This is a genomic window from Streptomyces sp. NPDC054872, assembly GCF_053610705.1.
Genome location: NZ_JBSGYY010000005.1, coordinates 299,261 through 313,355, shown reverse-complemented (window position 1 = coordinate 313,355; position 14,095 = coordinate 299,261). Strand labels below are relative to the sequence as shown.

The window sequence follows — 14,095 nt, the reverse complement described above, 5'->3', positions numbered from 1 at the left end:
AGCCGAGTTCCCCGGAATCCGGCTCGTAGTCCGAAAGGCCTCTTGACCGCCGGCACGGTGCCGCGACCCCGGTCAGTCCTCCTGGTGAGCGAAACGGTCGAGGGCCCTGAGTACATGGGCGCGGGACGTGTCACTGCCCAAATGGCCCGCGTCATCGAAGAGGATCAGCTCGGCGGCGGGCCAGGCGCGGGCGAGCTCCCAGGCGGTGTCGACCGGACCGGCCAAATCCAGTCGGCCGTGGACCAGGACGCCGGGGATCTCGGCCAGGCGATGGGCGTCGCGCAGCAGTTGGCCTTCTTCCAGCCATGCACCGTGGGAGAAGTAGTGCGCACAGATACGCACCAGGGCCAGCTGTGCGGAGGGCGGGCGGTCGCCGTACGGGTTGGCAGCGCCGTTCGCCTCCCCGGACAGGACCGCGTCTTCCCAGGCGCACCAGTCGGCCGTGGCCTTCTCCCGTACCGCGGCCTCCGGGTGCTCCACCAGCCGCGCGTAGGCCGCGACGATGTCGCCGTCTCGCGGCGTGCCGGGGGCACCCGCGAGGAAGCGTTCCCACTGCTCGGGAAAGAACCGGCCGACACCGCGGTAGAGCCAGTCGATCTCCGAGCGCCGGGTGGTGGTGACAGCGGAGATGACGATCTCCGAGACCCGCTCCGGGTACGTCTCGGCGTAGGCCAGGAGCAACGTGGAGCCCCAGGATCCGCCGTACAGCAACCAGCGCTCGATCCCCAGGTGCTCGCGCAGCTGCTCCATGTCGGCGATCAGGTGCTGGGTGGTGTTGCGCCGCATGTCGGTGAGGGGATCACTCGCGTGCGGACGGCTGCGCCCACAACCACGCTGGTCGAAGAGGACGACGCGATACCTCTCCGGATCGAAGTACCGACGCGCACCGACGCCGCATCCAGACCCCGGCCCACCGTGGACGACGACTGCGGGCTTGCCGTCCGTATTCCCACAGACCTCCCAGTACACGAGGTCACCGTTCCCGACGTCGAGCATCCCCTCGTCGTATGGCTCGATCGGCGGGAACAGTTCGCCCGATTCCGGCCTTCGCACAGCACGCCTCCAACTCGTGGGGGTCTGGTGGGCTCGCGTGCGTTATTCGTCGAGGTCACGCAGGGCGTTCTCGACGACCTCGGGCAATGCGGGATGGATCCACAGCGGTTGTTCCGCGACGTCCCGTGCCGTCAGGCCGAAGCGCATGGCGAGGACCAGCGGCTGCACAAGGGTGGCGGCCTGGTCCCCGAGGATGTGGGCTCCGAGCAGACGGCCGGTACCGCGTTCGGCCAAGACCTTGCAGAAACCGGTGGTGTCCTCCAGAGCCCAGCCGTACGCCACGTCCTCGTAACGGTGCATGCCGCTCGCGTAGTCGAGGCCCTGCTCACGGGCCTGTTGCTCGGTGAGCCCCACCTGTGCGATCTGCGGGGAGGTGAACACGGCCGATGGCACCACGTCGTACGACATCGACCGCGGCCGGCCGGGGTTCAGCAGGTTGTGGGCCACCACGGTGGCCTGGCGGTTGGCCACATGCTTCAGCGGGGGGCCGCCGCCCGCGATGTCGCCCAGCGCCCAGACGCCGGAGGCGCTGGTCCGCAGCTGTGCGTCGACGGTGATCAGGCCGTTGTCATCGCATTCGATGCCGGCCCGCTCGACGTCGAGGTGGTCACTGTTGGGACGGCGCCCGACGGCGACGAGCAGGGTGTCCGCCTCGATCACCGTCTTGTCGTCGAGCGTTAGCCGCAGCTTGCCCGGTTCACCGGCCACCTCGCTCAGCTCGCGCCCGAGCCGTAGATACCACTGACCGTCCACGAGATCGGTGAAGACCCGGGAGATCTCCTCGTCCTGCGGCATCAGGAGCCGCTCCTGCTGCTCGACGACGGTGACGGCGGCCCCGGCCGAGTGGAAGACGTGGGCCAGCTCCGCCGCGATGTAGCCGCCGCCGAGGATGACCATCCGCTCGGGCACCTGGTCCAGCCGCATCACGGTGTCGGAGGTCTCGAAGGGCAGCCCCGAGTCGGCGACCACCGGCGGCACCACGGGGCGCCCGCCCCCGGCGATCACCATCCGGTCCGCCGTGACCCGCTCGCTCCCGCCGTCGCTCTCCACGAGCAGCTCACGCTCACCGGTGAACCGAGCGTGCCCCCGGTGGACCGTCACGAAATCCTCTTCCCGACGGCCTTGCTCCCCGTCGCGCGATGCGGCGTCGAGCCGCCCGAAGACACGCTCCTGGACCGCCGGCCATGTGACACCCTCCAGCGTGGCCCGGACGTTGTGACGCTCGCTCTCCCGCACATGACGGGCCACGTCCGCGGTCAACGCGAGCATTTTGCTGGGAATGCACCCCGCATTGAGGCACGTACCCCCGAAGGGCCCCTCCGCGACGACGGCGACATCCAAATGGGCGAAGCGGTCGTCGATGAGCGCATTGCCGGTGCCCGCTCCGACGACGACAAGATCATGATGCGGCATGAGGGATATGTAGCCGCCCCTCGCGTATTCACACCTGTGCGACCCGAGACGCAGCCGTATGCCCATCGGCACGCATCGTCCGACGGCTCATCCAAAGGTGTAGGAGTACGCCTGGATCCCCGCGGCGGGACGGATCTCGACGGTGGCTTCGTGCGCACTGTCGTCGTCGATCAGTGAGTAGAGGGTGGGGGCGCCGTTCACCTGGAGTGTCTTGATGACCTTGCCGTCGCGGAGGACTTCCACGGGGCCGTTTCCGGAGAGGACGACGTTGACGTTCTTGGCCTTGTAGGCGAAGGCGAGCCGTGCGTCGGGGCCGGCGGTGAAGTACTCGTATCCCGCCGTCCAAGTGCCGCCCAGTGAGAGCCTGTTGCGAGGTAGGTCCGACTGGATGCGGTAGACGGTGGCCTTGTCGTCGACCAATGGCTCTCCGACGTAGCCGCGGATACGCAGGTTGCTGAGGTACGTCTCCGGTGTGCGGTCTTGGGTGAGCTCAGCGTCCTCCTGGCCGGTCTTCGGCGGCAACTGGATCTGTGGGTCAGCCTGCTTGAGGAGGGTGCGTATGAAGTCTTCCGTCTGGTCGTACTGTCCCTCGCCGAACTTGAAGTACCGCACGGTGCCTTGGGCGTCGACGAGGTATTTGGCGGGCCAGAAGCGGTTCCGGTAGTTGTCCCAGGTGGTCAGTTGGTTGTCGAGGGCGACGGGGTAGTCGACGCCGAGCTTTCTGGCCTGGTCGGCGACGTTGTCGGGGTTCTTCTCGAAGGCGAACTCAGGTGAGTGCACGCCGATGACCTCGAGGCCGCTGTCCTTGTAGACGCGGTTCCACGCCTCGATGTGGGGCAGGCTGCGCTGGCAGTTGATGCAGGAGTAGGTCCAGAAGTCGATCAGGACGACCTTGCCGCGCAGCGACTTGATGTCGATGGGCCGGCCGTCGGGAGTGTTGAGCCACTTCTCGATGCCGTCGATGGCCGGAGCCTTGCCGCAGGAGCGCAGTTCGTCGGCGCCGTCCTCACAGCGGGCGAGATCCTTGTTGGCGTTGTTGTAGAGGCCTGACAGATGTTGGCGCGCGGTGTCGCTGTCCTCGACCTTCCTCTGCGCCGCCGAGGTGTAGTCGGGCAACGCCCGCTGAATGGCGTCCGTGACGTTGAACGCGAGCGCGCAGGCCAGCACGATCATCAGGGTGCCCGCGGCGATGCGCAGCTTGCGGGCCCTTGTGCGGAAAGCGGTGACGCGCTCGGCGACGCGGCGGCCCGCCAGAGCGAAGGCCAGCAGGGGGAGCGCCGTGCCGACGGCGAAGGACACCGTCAGGGTCACTATGTCGGCGCTGATCTCGCCCCGGGCACCGGCAACGGTGATGGCGGCCAGGACAGGCCCCGCGCAGGGGACGTACAGCAGACCGAGCCCCATGCCGAGGACGAAGGCACTGCCTTCCTTGTTGACCTGCCGCTGGGGAATCCGGGCGAAGGGCTTCTCCAGCAGTCGGTCCACTGGCGGGAAGATCAGGCCGAGCCCCAGGAGCACGAGCAGGGCAAGGCCGACGTAGCGCAGGATGTCCTGCGGCAGGCCGAGCGCGGAGATCAGCGTGACGCCGAGCAGCGTGAAGAAGCTGAAGCTGAGCACCAGCCCGGCCACCACCGCGTACGGTCGCCGATTCCGCCGAGCGGGAGCTTCGCGCGGCTGGGGGGAAGCCTGGGCGTCGGGGCCGCCGGCCAGAAAGACCACCGGCAGCACCGGCAGGATGCAGGGTGAGACGGCCGTGATCAGTCCGCCCAGCAGACCGATGAGGATCAACGTGAGCATGGCTGCCGCCTCGGGTCTGCATGAGCGTCCGATGGACTTCTGATGCAGATGATTCGTTGGCGTACGTGCTCCGGATTGGCCGCTGCGCCACCTTCACCCGGGTTCATCCCGGAAATATGGGAGCGAAAGGAAAAAAAGTCCTATACCTGGGCAATCCAAACGGGCGGTCTGTGACGAATGCCTGATGTGAGGGCGTGAAGGAGACGCGCCAACCCGGTGGCCCCGCGCCTTCACCGGCCTGCAGGCCGTCAGGGGGGCCGGTGGACGCCTGTCCGCCGAAGGAGGGTTGATCATGACTGCTCATCGCGCAACGACCCGGATCGCGCTGGGAGCCGCGGCACTGGCGCTGCCCCTCTCGCTCGCGGCGTTCGCACCGTCGGCGGCGGCCGGTGACTCCGAGGGTCCGTTCGGTCCGGCCTGTTCCTCCGTCCCCAAGGACGGCGCGGGCTCGCTCGACGGCATGGCCAAGGACCCGGTGGCGACCGCCGCATCGAACAACCCGGAGCTGTCCACCCTGGTGACGGCGGTCCAGAAGGCCGGTCTCGTGGACACGCTGAACAACGCGAAGAACATCACGGTGTTCGCGCCCACCAACGAAGCCTTCGAGAAGATCCCGAAGGCCGACCTGGACAAGGTCCTGAACGACAAGGCCCAGCTCACCAAGATCCTCACCTACCACGTGGCAGGGGAGAAGATCACGCCGGATGAGATGTCGGACGGCACCTTCAAGACGCTGGAGGGAGGCACCCTGACCACGTCAGGGTCGGGCGAGTCGTACAAGGTGAATGACAGCGCCAAGGTGGTCTGCGGCAACGTCAAGACGGCCAACGCCAACGTCTACCTCATCGACACCGTCCTCATGCCCAAGAGCTGACCCACGGTCCGCAGGCCGGGCCCCGCATCCGGATTTCAGGACGCGGAGCCCGGCTTCTCGGGGTCGTGGCCCCAGTTCATGAGGGAGTACCGCCAGGGTGTCTCGGTGATGTCGCCCTTCGGGCGTTGCTTGATGTGCCGATGGACGTAGCCGACGACCTTGCGCATGTGGGCGACGTCGCTGTCGGTCAGGTCGGCCTTCTTGGTGTGCAGCAGTTTGACGATGCGGCGGCCCGAGGCGTGGCCCACGCTCTCCGATGAGCCGTCGGACTGGCCCACGCTGCGGGAATCCTCTGTCTTGAGCCACTTCTCGAGTTCGCCCGCGGTCATGTTCACGGCCTCGTCGAACTGCTCCAAAGTCTCCTGGCGGTCCTGGCGGTCCTGGCGGTCCTGGCGGTCCTGGCGGTCCGTTTCAGCTGCCTTGCTCATGATGACTTTCGCTTCTTGTGCAGTGACTCCGGCTTGTGGACCGCTCGGCGGCCGGACTTCTCGCTCTCCACCTCGTACTGCGGTTCGTCCTTGGACGCGTCGACGGTGCGGCCGGCGGTCTCGGTGCGCCCGGTGATCTTCCTCTTCACGGTGCCGGGGGTGGTCTGCCCGTGGCTGCTCCACGTGACCTCGTCGCCTTTGCGCAGCTTCTTGTCCTTGGCCATGTGGCGTGTTCCTTCCGATCGTCGGGACGACGAGTCCCATGATGGAGCGGAACACCACGGGGGGCATTTCGGGACCGAACAGGCCTCCGAAGGTGCGGACAGCGGAGCGTCAAGGGCAGACGGAGGAGAGCCGGATGGCGAAGGTCCATGACCACGGATCAGCGGACGTCGTGGTCGTCGGTGCCGGTCTCGCCGGTCTCGCCTGCGCCCTGGACCTGTGCCGCGCCGGGCGCCGGGTGACCTTGCTGGAGGCGTCCGACGGGCCGGGCGGCCGGATGCGGACGGACCGCCAGGACGGGTTCCTGCTGGATCGCGGGTTCCAGGTGTTCAACACCGCCTACCCGCAGGTAAAGCGGCGCGTCTATCTGCGGAGTCTTCGGCTGCGGCCCTTCACCCCCGGCCTCCTCGCGCACACGCCGGACGGGCCGGTCCGACTCGTCGATCCGACCAGGCAGCCCCGCGCGGCAGGATCCCTGCTGCCCGGGCGGGTCCTCGCCTCCCGCGACCTCGCCGCCATGGCGGTGCTCACCGCCCGCGACGCCGTGCTGCCCGTCTCCCTTCTCAAACGGGGCCAGGACCGCTTCACCTCGGCCGCTCTGTCCCGGGCGGGCCTTTCGGGCGCGGCAGTGGACCACGTCCTGCGCCCGTTCCTCTCGGGGGTCTTTCTGGAGAATCGCCTGGAGACCTCCGCCCGTTTCTTCCATCTGGTGTGGCGGAGCATGGTCCGCGGATCCCTGTGTCTGCCCGCCGCAGGCATCGGCGCGGTGCCCGCGCAACTGGCCGATAACCTGCCCCCCGGCGTCCTACGGCTGGATACCCCTGTCGCCGAAGTGACCGCCGGGGGCGTGCTCCTGACGGACGGCCGGGAGATCGCGGCCCCGCGCGTCGTGATCGCGACCGATGCCGCGACGGCGGCCCGCCTGCTGCCGGGCCTGCCCGTGCCCGACGGGCGTACGGTCACCACCTACTACCACGCGTCGGGCAGCACGCCGCTGCGAGAACCGACCCTGCTGGTCGACAGCACCGGGGCCGTGCTGAACACCTGTGTGCTCAGCGAGGTCGCCCCCACCTACGCGCCGCCCGGCACAGCGCTGATCTCCACCTCGGTGCTCGGCGCGGACGAGCCCGGCGTGGCCGGCACCGTCCTGCGACGCCTGGCCGAGCTGTACGGCACCGACACCAGGGGCTGGCAGCAGGTGGCCGTACGCACCGTGGCGGGAGCACTGCCCGCCATGCTGCCGCCCTGGCCGCTCAGCCGCACTGCCCGCCACAGCCCGGGAAGGTATGTGTGCGGGGACCACCGGGCCACCGGTTCGGTGCAGGGCGCGCTGGCGTCGGGTACGCGCGCCGCGCGAGAGGTGCTGGCCGACTCGGCGCGTCTCTGACACCGCGGCGGCCCACCGAAACCGTGGCGTGATTCGGCCGCGAACAGACGGAGTGATGACCGGCTGCGGGCCGGGTAGTTCGACAGATCCAACGAACCATCTGAGGATCTCGTAACTCTGTCGATTATTTGCAATCCATGCCACGCATCTTGCGTTCTTGCTGCGGTGGCGGTTGAGTGCTGCCGACGCCCCCACGCCCCACCCCCTGAAAAAACGCGCCACAGATGTGGGCCGGTATGTCGTAAGGGTCGCTATGTCATGAACGCGTCAGTCCCCGTACGCCGAAAGGATCATCGTGAGATGGAGACAGCGGAGCCGACGCACCATCGGCGTCTGGCTCACCGCCGCATTACTGGCCGCCGGGATTCTGCCCGTCGCCGCCCACGCGGCACCGTCGGCGCCCAAGGCGGCCACGAACCTGGCGCTGAAGAAGCCCATCGAGGCATCCACGTCCACCCAGAACTACTTCGCTCCCAACGCCAACGACGGCAGCACGAACACCTATTGGGAAGCCGGCGGCCATCCGTCGACGCTGACCGTGAAGCTCGGCGCCGACGCGGAACTCGACTCGGTCGTCCTCAAGCTCAACCCGGACGCTGCCTGGTCGGCCCGTAAGCAGAACATCGAGGTGCTCGGCCGCACGCAGTCCGCCCCCGACTTCAGCACGGTGAAGGCCAGGGCCGACTACACCTTCGACCCCGCCGGCAACCGCAACAGCGTGACGATCCCGGTGTCCGGGCGCTACGCCGAGGTCCGGCTGAAGATCTACTCCAACAGTTCCGGATACGGCGGTCAGGTCGCGGAGTTCGAGGTCAACGGCACCCCGGCGCCCAACCCCGACCTGACCGTCGCCGACCTGGACTGGCGGCCCGCGCAGCCCAGCGAGAGCGATGCCATCAAGGTCGACGCCACCGTGCGCAACACCGGTTCGGCTGCCTCCGCCGCCACCACCGTCGACGTCAGTCTGGGCGGTACGGTCGCGGGCAACGCCAAGGTCGGCGCGCTCGGCGCCGGTGAGGCGGCCACGGTCCCGGTCGACATCGGCAAGCGGGCACAAGGCTCTTACACCGTGTCCGCGGTGGTGGACCCCGGTGACACGGTCGCCGAGCAGGACAACGACAACAACAGCCGCACCGCCGACGCGAAGTTGACCGTCGGCCAGAGCCCCGGCCCCGACCTGGAGGTCACCGGCATCACGTCGAACCCGGCCAACCCCGCGGTCGGCGCCGACGTCACCTTCGCGGCGAGGGTGCACAACCGCGGGACCAGCGCCGTGAGCGCCGGGTCGGTGACCCGCCTGACCGTGGGCGACAAGACGCTGAACGGCACCACGCCCGCCATCGCCGCCGGCGAGAGCGCCACCGTCGACCTCTCGGGCAAGTGGACCGCCGCCAGCGGCGGGGCCACACTCACCGCGACCGCGGACGCCACCGGCGTCGTGGACGAGACGAACGAGGACAACAACGTCTTCGCACGCTCCATCGTGGTCGGCCGCGGCGCGGCAGCACCCTACGTCGAGTACGAGGCGGAGGACGGCAAGCACAACGGCACACTCCTGGAAGCGGACGCCGAGCGCACCTTCGGTCACACCAACTTCGCCACGGAGTCCTCGGGCCGCAAGTCGGTACGGCTCAACTCGACCGGCCAGTACGTGGAGTTCACCTCGACCAGCGCGACCAACTCCATCGTCGTACGCAACTCCATCCCCGACGCTCCGGGCGGCGGAGGCCAGGAGAAGACACTGAGCCTCTACGCCAACGGTAAGTACGTCCAGAAGCTGACCCTCTCGTCCAAGCACAGCTGGCTGTACGGGAACACGGACCAGCCCGAGGGCCTGACCAACACCCCTGGAGGCGACGCGCGCCGGCTCTTCGACGAGTCACACGCCCTGCTCGCCCAGACCTATCCCGAAGGCACCACATTCCGCCTGCAGCGCGATGCCGGTGACGACGCCGCGTACTACACGATCGACCTGATCGATCTGGAGCAGGTGGCGCCGGCGGCGAGCAAGCCCGCCTCGTGCAGGTCGATCACCGAGTACGGGGCTGTCCCCAACGACGGAATCGATGACGCGAACGCGATCCAGAAGGCGGTCACCGCCGACCAGAACGGTGAGATCGACTGCGTGTGGATCCCGGCCGGGCAGTGGCGCCAGGAGAAGAAGATCCTCACCGATGACCCGCTGAACCGGGGCCAGTTCAACCAGGTGGGCATCAAGGACGTGACGATCCGAGGCGCCGGCATGTGGCACGCGCAGCTGTACTCGCTGATCCCGCCGCAGGACGCGGGCGGCATCAACCACCCGCACGAGGGCAACTTCGGCTTCGACATCGACGACAACACCAAGATCTCCGACATCGCCATCTTCGGTTCCGGCACCATCCGCGGCGGCGACGGCAACGCCGAAGGCGGTGTCGGTCTCAACGGCCGTTTCGGCAAGAACACCAAGATTGCGAACGTGTGGATCGAGCACGCCAACGTAGGCGCCTGGGTCGGCCGCGACTACAGCAACATCCCGGAGCTGTGGGGCCCCGGCGACGGCCTCGAATTCAGCGGGATGCGCATCCGCAACACCTACGCCGACGGCGTCAACTTCACCAACGGCACCCGCAACTCGTCCGTCTTCAACTCCTCGTTCCGCAACACCGGTGACGACGCGCTCGCCGTGTGGGCCAGCAAGTACGTCAAGGATCCGTCGGTCGACGTCGGCCACGACAACGTGTTCCGCAACAACACGGTGCAGCTGCCGTGGCGTGCCAACGGCATCGCGGTGTACGGCGGTTACGGCAACAAGATCGAGAACAACCTGGTGTACGACACCATGAACTACCCCGGCATCATGCTCGCGACCGACCATGACCCGATCCCCTTCACCGGGCAGACACTGATCGCGAACAACGGCCTCTACCGCACCGGCGGGGCGTTCTGGAACGAGGACCAGGAGTTCGGGGCCATCACGCTGTTCGCGCAGGGTCCGAGCATCCCGGGTGTCACGATCCGCGACACCGACATCCATGACTCGACGTACGACGGGATCCAGTTCAAGACCGGGGGAGGTGCCATGCCGGACGTGAAGGTCAGCAACGTGACGATCTCCAAGTCCAACAACGGCTCCGGCATCCTCGCCATGGGCGGCGCGCGCGGCAGCGCGACGCTCAGCAACGTCAAGATCAGCGACTCTCGGGACGGAGACATCCTGATCGAGCCCGGCTCACAGTTCGTGATCAACGGAGCGAACGCGCGCCTCGACCCCGCCATACCGGGGACCAGGCAGGGCTTGTAGCACCCTTCCGGCCTGTCGCGTCAGCCGGATCGCTTGATCAGGCCGCCCGGATCTGTGTCCCAGGTCCGGGCGGCCACTCACGTGAGCGGTCCGGCATGATTCCGGGATGAGCATCATCGTCGAGTTTTTCGCGGCCCCGCATGACGCGTCCGCCGCCCTGGTTCTTCGGACTGGGCCGCAACCCGCCTTCGAGTCGCTGTCCTTCGGCAATTTCGATCCCGAAGAGGCTGTGGTCGAGTGGGAGTGCCTGTTCACCGGCGTCGGCTTCGAGGACCTCGTCGAAGCCGATGAGCCTCGTCGCGTCGCAGGCCTGGACGATGACGGGCCCCTCGTCTTCGCGATCTCGCCGCGCCTGTCCGCAGCGCTGGCCGAGGCCGAACGGGACGGGTTGAAGGATGCCGCCGTCGCATGGTCCTTGCAGCGGGCGGAGGACGGCGAAGCCATCGCCGCGGAGGTGGCCGAAGCAATCTTGAGTGATCTGGCTGCGCTCGCCGGCAGCGCCCGACGCCAGGGGCGGCACGTCTACTGCTGGGTCGCGTAGGAGTCCACGTTCGGAGTCGGCTCGGCCCCCTAGCGCCGGTCCTGGGGGGTGAGCCGTTTTTCGAACCAATGGTGGGCGTAGGGCTCGTCGTTGAAGGCGGGCACCTCGGTGTAGCCGCTGGTGCGGTAGAGGCGCATGGCGGCTTCCAGGGCCTTGTTGGTGTCGAGCCGTACGCGATCGCTGCCGTGCCGGGCGGCGCGTTCCTCGAGTTCGGACAGGAGACGCCGGGCCAGACCAAGACCGCGCGTGCGGGGGTCGACCCACAGGCGCTTGATCTCGGCGGGCTTTCCGGGCGGCAGCTTGAGCCCCGCGCAGCCCACCGGTTCACCGTGCAGGCGCGCGACGAGGAACAGGCCGCGTGGGGAGCGCAGTTCACCCGGGTCGGGCAGCAGGCTGTTCCCGGGGTCGAAACCGCCGTCGAAAAGCTCCCGCAGTTCCGCGACGTACGAACGCAGGCAGTGGGCGGCGTCCGGGTGGTCGGGATCGAGGACTTCCAGGGAGACCACCGAGGCTGTCAGGAGCCGCTCGACCTCGGCCATCGCCGAGGTCAGTCGATCCCGCTGCCGGGCGTCGAGCGGGGCGAGGAGCGATGCGGCGAGTGCGTCGCTGCGCTCGCCGAGCAGGGTGCGCTCCGCCCGTCCGGCCTCGGTCAGCCGCACGGTGCGTACCCGCCGGTCGCGGGGATGGGGCTCGACGACGATCAATCCGTCGCGCTCGAGGGCGCGCAGCAGCCGGCTCGCGTAGCCGGAGTCGAGAGCGAGCCGGTCCCGCACGCTGCGGACGTCATGCGCCGCCTCCTCGCCGCCCAGCTCCCAGAGCAGCCGGGCCTGCCCATAGGGGCGGGTGCCGCCGAGATAGTGGTCGTGCAGCACTCCCACGCGCTCGGCCACTGTCCGGTTGAAGCGTCGCACCTGCTCCACCTGCTGGTTCCGCATTCCCTGACTCTAGTCAGAGAAAGCGGAACCAGCCACGTCCAGTGCCCGGCGGCCCGGAGCGCAGCTCTCCCTGAGGTCGTCGAGTTCGCCGGCCGTCAGCTGCTTCTCGGCGGAGCCACGGCGGCTGACGTCGAGCTGCGCGCACGCCCCGTCCAGCCATCGGCGGGAGGGATCGACCCCGACGAACGCGGCGAGACGGGTGAGTTCCGCCCGCGGTGCGTCGAGGAGATCCTCGTAGGCGAGGGTCATGCGGTGAGCGGCGGGCAGACCGTCGATGAATCGTGTGCCCTGAATGACGAGCTCGGACCACAGGGCGCCGAACCGGCGCAGGGGAAACTCGCGGTCCTGTACGAGAGCGGGGTCGAACTGCTCGCCGAGCAGCGGCGCCAGGTCGGGCGGCAGCGAGCGCACATGCTCGTCGGTCAGGTCGCCGAAGTTCTCGACGCCCGTCCGTTCTCTGATCTCGCGGATCAAGGTGATCACGCGGTAGCCCGGGTGGCGGCTCATGGACAGCGCGCAGTCGGGTCCGTCCCGGAAGAGAACGAACTTGGCGTAGGGGAAGGCGGCTCGCAGCCCTGGGGCCCAGCCCGTCGAGTGGCCGGAGCGCTCCACGACGGCGCTGCGCCCCCCTCGCGTGCCGAGCAACTCGAAGAGCGCTTCGTGGTGTTCCGCGGCGGGGCGCTCGGGCCAGTCGACGACCGCCGCCCGGATCTCGTCGAGCAGGCCGTCGGGGTCGTCGGTGAGGTGCGGCAACACCATGAGGGAGAGCGCGGGGATACCGGTGCCCCGCGCCGTGTACCGCCCCGGGCGGCGCGTGTAGAGGAACTCGGGCATGAGGACGCCACTACGGATCATGTTCGCGAAGTACGGGGTGGGCCGGAAGAGGGCCTCCCAGAACTCCGCGCCCGAGACCTGGCCCTCGGGGAAGGCCGCGTCACCGACGGAGGCCATGTACTCGTTGAGGCTGAGTACGTCGGGGTGAGTGTTGAGGATGCGGGACAGCGCGGTGGAGCCGCTGCGGCCGGTGCCGATGACGAAGGTCAGACTGCGCAAAGTCGCTCTCCGGGGCCGGGGGCGGGATACCGGGACTGTGGCACCTCAGCACACCCGCGGCGAGGGCACCAGGAGGCAGTGGGCCCCGCGCCGCGTGTCCGTCGCCCAACCTCTCCTACGCCGACGTCCTCTCCTTCGCCCGCGGTGGCGTCAGTGCGGTGAGCCACAACTCGCGTTGACGGGAGGGCTGTTGACGTAGCAGATTGCGTTCCGCTGTCCTTGCTTCCCACCCTGACCAGTTGAGAGAGGCGCCGTCATGAGCAGTGAACCGGCAGACATCCACAAAATAGACACCTCGCTTCCGCACAGCGCGCGTGTATGGAACTACTGGCTGGGCGGCAAGGACCACTACGAATCCGACCAGCGGGCCGGTGACGCCTACAAGGAGAAGTTCCCCCTCATCGTCCCGATGGCCCAGGAGTCACGCGACGTATTGCGTCGCTCGGTGAGCTGGATGGCGCGGGAAGGCATCAAGCAGTTTCTCGACGTGGGCGCCGGACTGCCCACGGCCAACAACACCCACGAGATCGCCCAGCGCATAGCGAAAGACAGCCGGGTGGTGTACGTGGACCACGACCCGATCGTTTTGATGCACGTCGACACGCTGCTGCGGAGCACGCCTGAAGGTGCCACGGATTACGTGCTGGCGGACATGCGCGACACCGAGACGATTCTCAAGGGCGCGGCGAAAACCCTCGACATGTCCCAGCCCATCGGCCTTGTGATCAATGATGTGTTGGGTCATATAGACCCCTGGGAAGACGTGCTGAATTTGGTGCGCGGTCTGACGGCGGGACTCCCGTCCGGCAGCTATGCCTCGCTGAGTCACTCCGATGCCGACGACGAACTGCACCGCAGCGTGCAGGAGGAGTACAACAACTCCGGCGCGATTCCCTACATCCTGCGCAGCCCGGAGCAGACGGTCTCCCTCTTCGACGGTCTTGAACTCGTCGATCCCGGCTTCGTGCCCTGGCCGAAGTGGAAGCCGGACGCGGACATGCCCGGCTCGCTGACCATCCGGGCCGGATGGGTCGGCGTGGCGCGAGTGCCGTAAGTCCTTCGCGGCCGCTCACGGGCCCGGGCCCAGGGGCCCGGGTTCACGGCCCGGG

At 68.2% G+C, this 14,095-nt stretch carries 12 protein-coding genes; 5 read left to right on the top strand and 7 right to left on the bottom strand.

The window, feature by feature from the left end; translation table 11 throughout:
• Positions 1-72: 72 nt before the first annotated feature.
• The 3 genes from pip to ACWGIH_RS08880 all read right to left on the bottom strand — a co-directional run bounded on the left by pip (position 73) and on the right by ACWGIH_RS08880 (position 4,263).
• Complete coding sequence (gene pip / locus ACWGIH_RS08890; protein WP_453445000.1) at positions 73-996, bottom strand: prolyl aminopeptidase; 924 nt, start codon at positions 994-996, stop codon at positions 73-75.
• Positions 997-1,095: 99 nt separating this feature from the next.
• Entirely contained in the window at positions 1,096-2,466 is a 1,371-nt protein-coding gene (locus ACWGIH_RS08885) for a mycothione reductase (protein ID WP_453444927.1), read from the bottom strand.
• 87 nt (positions 2,467-2,553) lie between these two features.
• Complete coding sequence (locus ACWGIH_RS08880) at positions 2,554-4,263, bottom strand: cytochrome c biogenesis protein DipZ (RefSeq protein WP_453444925.1); 1,710 nt, start codon at positions 4,261-4,263, stop codon at positions 2,554-2,556.
• Positions 4,264-4,555: 292 nt separating this feature from the next.
• Here ACWGIH_RS08880 and ACWGIH_RS08875 point away from each other — a divergent pair, with 292 nt between their 5' ends.
• Positions 4,556-5,137, top strand: a complete 582-nt coding sequence (locus tag ACWGIH_RS08875; RefSeq protein ID WP_453444924.1) for a fasciclin domain-containing protein — start codon at positions 4,556-4,558, stop codon at positions 5,135-5,137.
• Positions 5,138-5,172: 35 nt separating this feature from the next.
• On the opposite strand, the gene ACWGIH_RS08870 is transcribed toward ACWGIH_RS08875, so the two are convergent.
• Both ACWGIH_RS08870 and ACWGIH_RS08865 read right to left on the bottom strand, forming a co-directional pair.
• The gene (locus ACWGIH_RS08870; RefSeq protein WP_453444922.1) at positions 5,173-5,565 is read right to left on the bottom strand and encodes a DUF3140 domain-containing protein; all 393 of its coding nucleotides are present in this window, start codon (positions 5,563-5,565) and stop codon (positions 5,173-5,175) included.
• Positions 5,562-5,789, bottom strand: a complete 228-nt coding sequence (locus ACWGIH_RS08865; protein WP_453444920.1) for a DUF2945 domain-containing protein — start codon at positions 5,787-5,789, stop codon at positions 5,562-5,564. The genes ACWGIH_RS08870 and ACWGIH_RS08865 overlap by 4 nt, the downstream gene beginning before the upstream one ends.
• A gap of 134 nt (positions 5,790-5,923) precedes the next feature.
• Between ACWGIH_RS08865 and ACWGIH_RS08860 the strand changes: the two genes are divergently transcribed.
• The 3 genes from ACWGIH_RS08860 to ACWGIH_RS08850 all read left to right on the top strand — a co-directional run bounded on the left by ACWGIH_RS08860 (position 5,924) and on the right by ACWGIH_RS08850 (position 10,998).
• Positions 5,924-7,174: an NAD(P)/FAD-dependent oxidoreductase gene (locus ACWGIH_RS08860; RefSeq protein ID WP_453444919.1), complete on the top strand. Its 1,251-nt coding sequence runs from the start codon at positions 5,924-5,926 to the stop codon at positions 7,172-7,174.
• A gap of 295 nt (positions 7,175-7,469) precedes the next feature.
• Entirely contained in the window at positions 7,470-10,457 is a 2,988-nt protein-coding gene (locus ACWGIH_RS08855; RefSeq protein ID WP_453444918.1) for a CARDB domain-containing protein, read from the top strand.
• A gap of 106 nt (positions 10,458-10,563) precedes the next feature.
• On the top strand, positions 10,564-10,998 hold the full coding sequence (locus ACWGIH_RS08850) for a hypothetical protein (RefSeq protein WP_453444917.1): 435 nt from the start codon (positions 10,564-10,566) through the stop codon (positions 10,996-10,998).
• Positions 10,999-11,027: 29 nt separating this feature from the next.
• Here the strand turns inward: ACWGIH_RS08850 and ACWGIH_RS08845 are convergent, their stop codons facing one another.
• On the bottom strand, positions 11,028-11,933 hold the full coding sequence (locus ACWGIH_RS08845; RefSeq protein ID WP_453444915.1) for a bifunctional helix-turn-helix transcriptional regulator/GNAT family N-acetyltransferase: 906 nt from the start codon (positions 11,931-11,933) through the stop codon (positions 11,028-11,030).
• Between the two features lie 9 nt (positions 11,934-11,942).
• Entirely contained in the window at positions 11,943-12,986 is a 1,044-nt protein-coding gene (locus ACWGIH_RS08840) for a sulfotransferase (protein WP_453444913.1), read from the bottom strand.
• A 256-nt stretch (positions 12,987-13,242) separates the two neighbouring features.
• On the opposite strand from ACWGIH_RS08840, the gene ACWGIH_RS08835 reads away from it, so the two are divergent.
• Positions 13,243-14,040: an SAM-dependent methyltransferase gene (locus ACWGIH_RS08835; protein WP_453444911.1), complete on the top strand. Its 798-nt coding sequence runs from the start codon at positions 13,243-13,245 to the stop codon at positions 14,038-14,040.
• The last annotated feature ends 55 nt before the right edge of the window (positions 14,041-14,095 follow it).

Excerpts from the sequence above, each read along its gene's own strand:
- pip (WP_453445000.1), bottom strand. The coding sequence starts at position 996 with ATGCTCGACGTCGGGAACGGTGACCTCGTGTACTGGGAGGTCTGTGGG.
- ACWGIH_RS08865 (WP_453444920.1), bottom strand. The coding sequence starts at position 5,789 with ATGGCCAAGGACAAGAAGCTGCGCAAAGGCGACGAGGTCACGTGGAGC.
- ACWGIH_RS08835 (WP_453444911.1), top strand. The coding sequence starts at position 13,243 with ATGAGCAGTGAACCGGCAGACATCCACAAAATAGACACCTCGCTTCCG.
- ACWGIH_RS08845 (WP_453444915.1), bottom strand. The coding sequence starts at position 11,933 with ATGCGGAACCAGCAGGTGGAGCAGGTGCGACGCTTCAACCGGACAGTG.
- ACWGIH_RS08860 (WP_453444919.1), top strand. The coding sequence starts at position 5,924 with ATGGCGAAGGTCCATGACCACGGATCAGCGGACGTCGTGGTCGTCGGT.
- ACWGIH_RS08880 (WP_453444925.1), bottom strand. The coding sequence starts at position 4,263 with ATGCTCACGTTGATCCTCATCGGTCTGCTGGGCGGACTGATCACGGCC.
- ACWGIH_RS08870 (WP_453444922.1), bottom strand. The coding sequence starts at position 5,565 with ATGAGCAAGGCAGCTGAAACGGACCGCCAGGACCGCCAGGACCGCCAG.
- ACWGIH_RS08885 (WP_453444927.1), bottom strand. The coding sequence starts at position 2,466 with ATGCCGCATCATGATCTTGTCGTCGTCGGAGCGGGCACCGGCAATGCG.
- ACWGIH_RS08850 (WP_453444917.1), top strand. The coding sequence starts at position 10,564 with ATGAGCATCATCGTCGAGTTTTTCGCGGCCCCGCATGACGCGTCCGCC.
- ACWGIH_RS08875 (WP_453444924.1), top strand. The coding sequence starts at position 4,556 with ATGACTGCTCATCGCGCAACGACCCGGATCGCGCTGGGAGCCGCGGCA.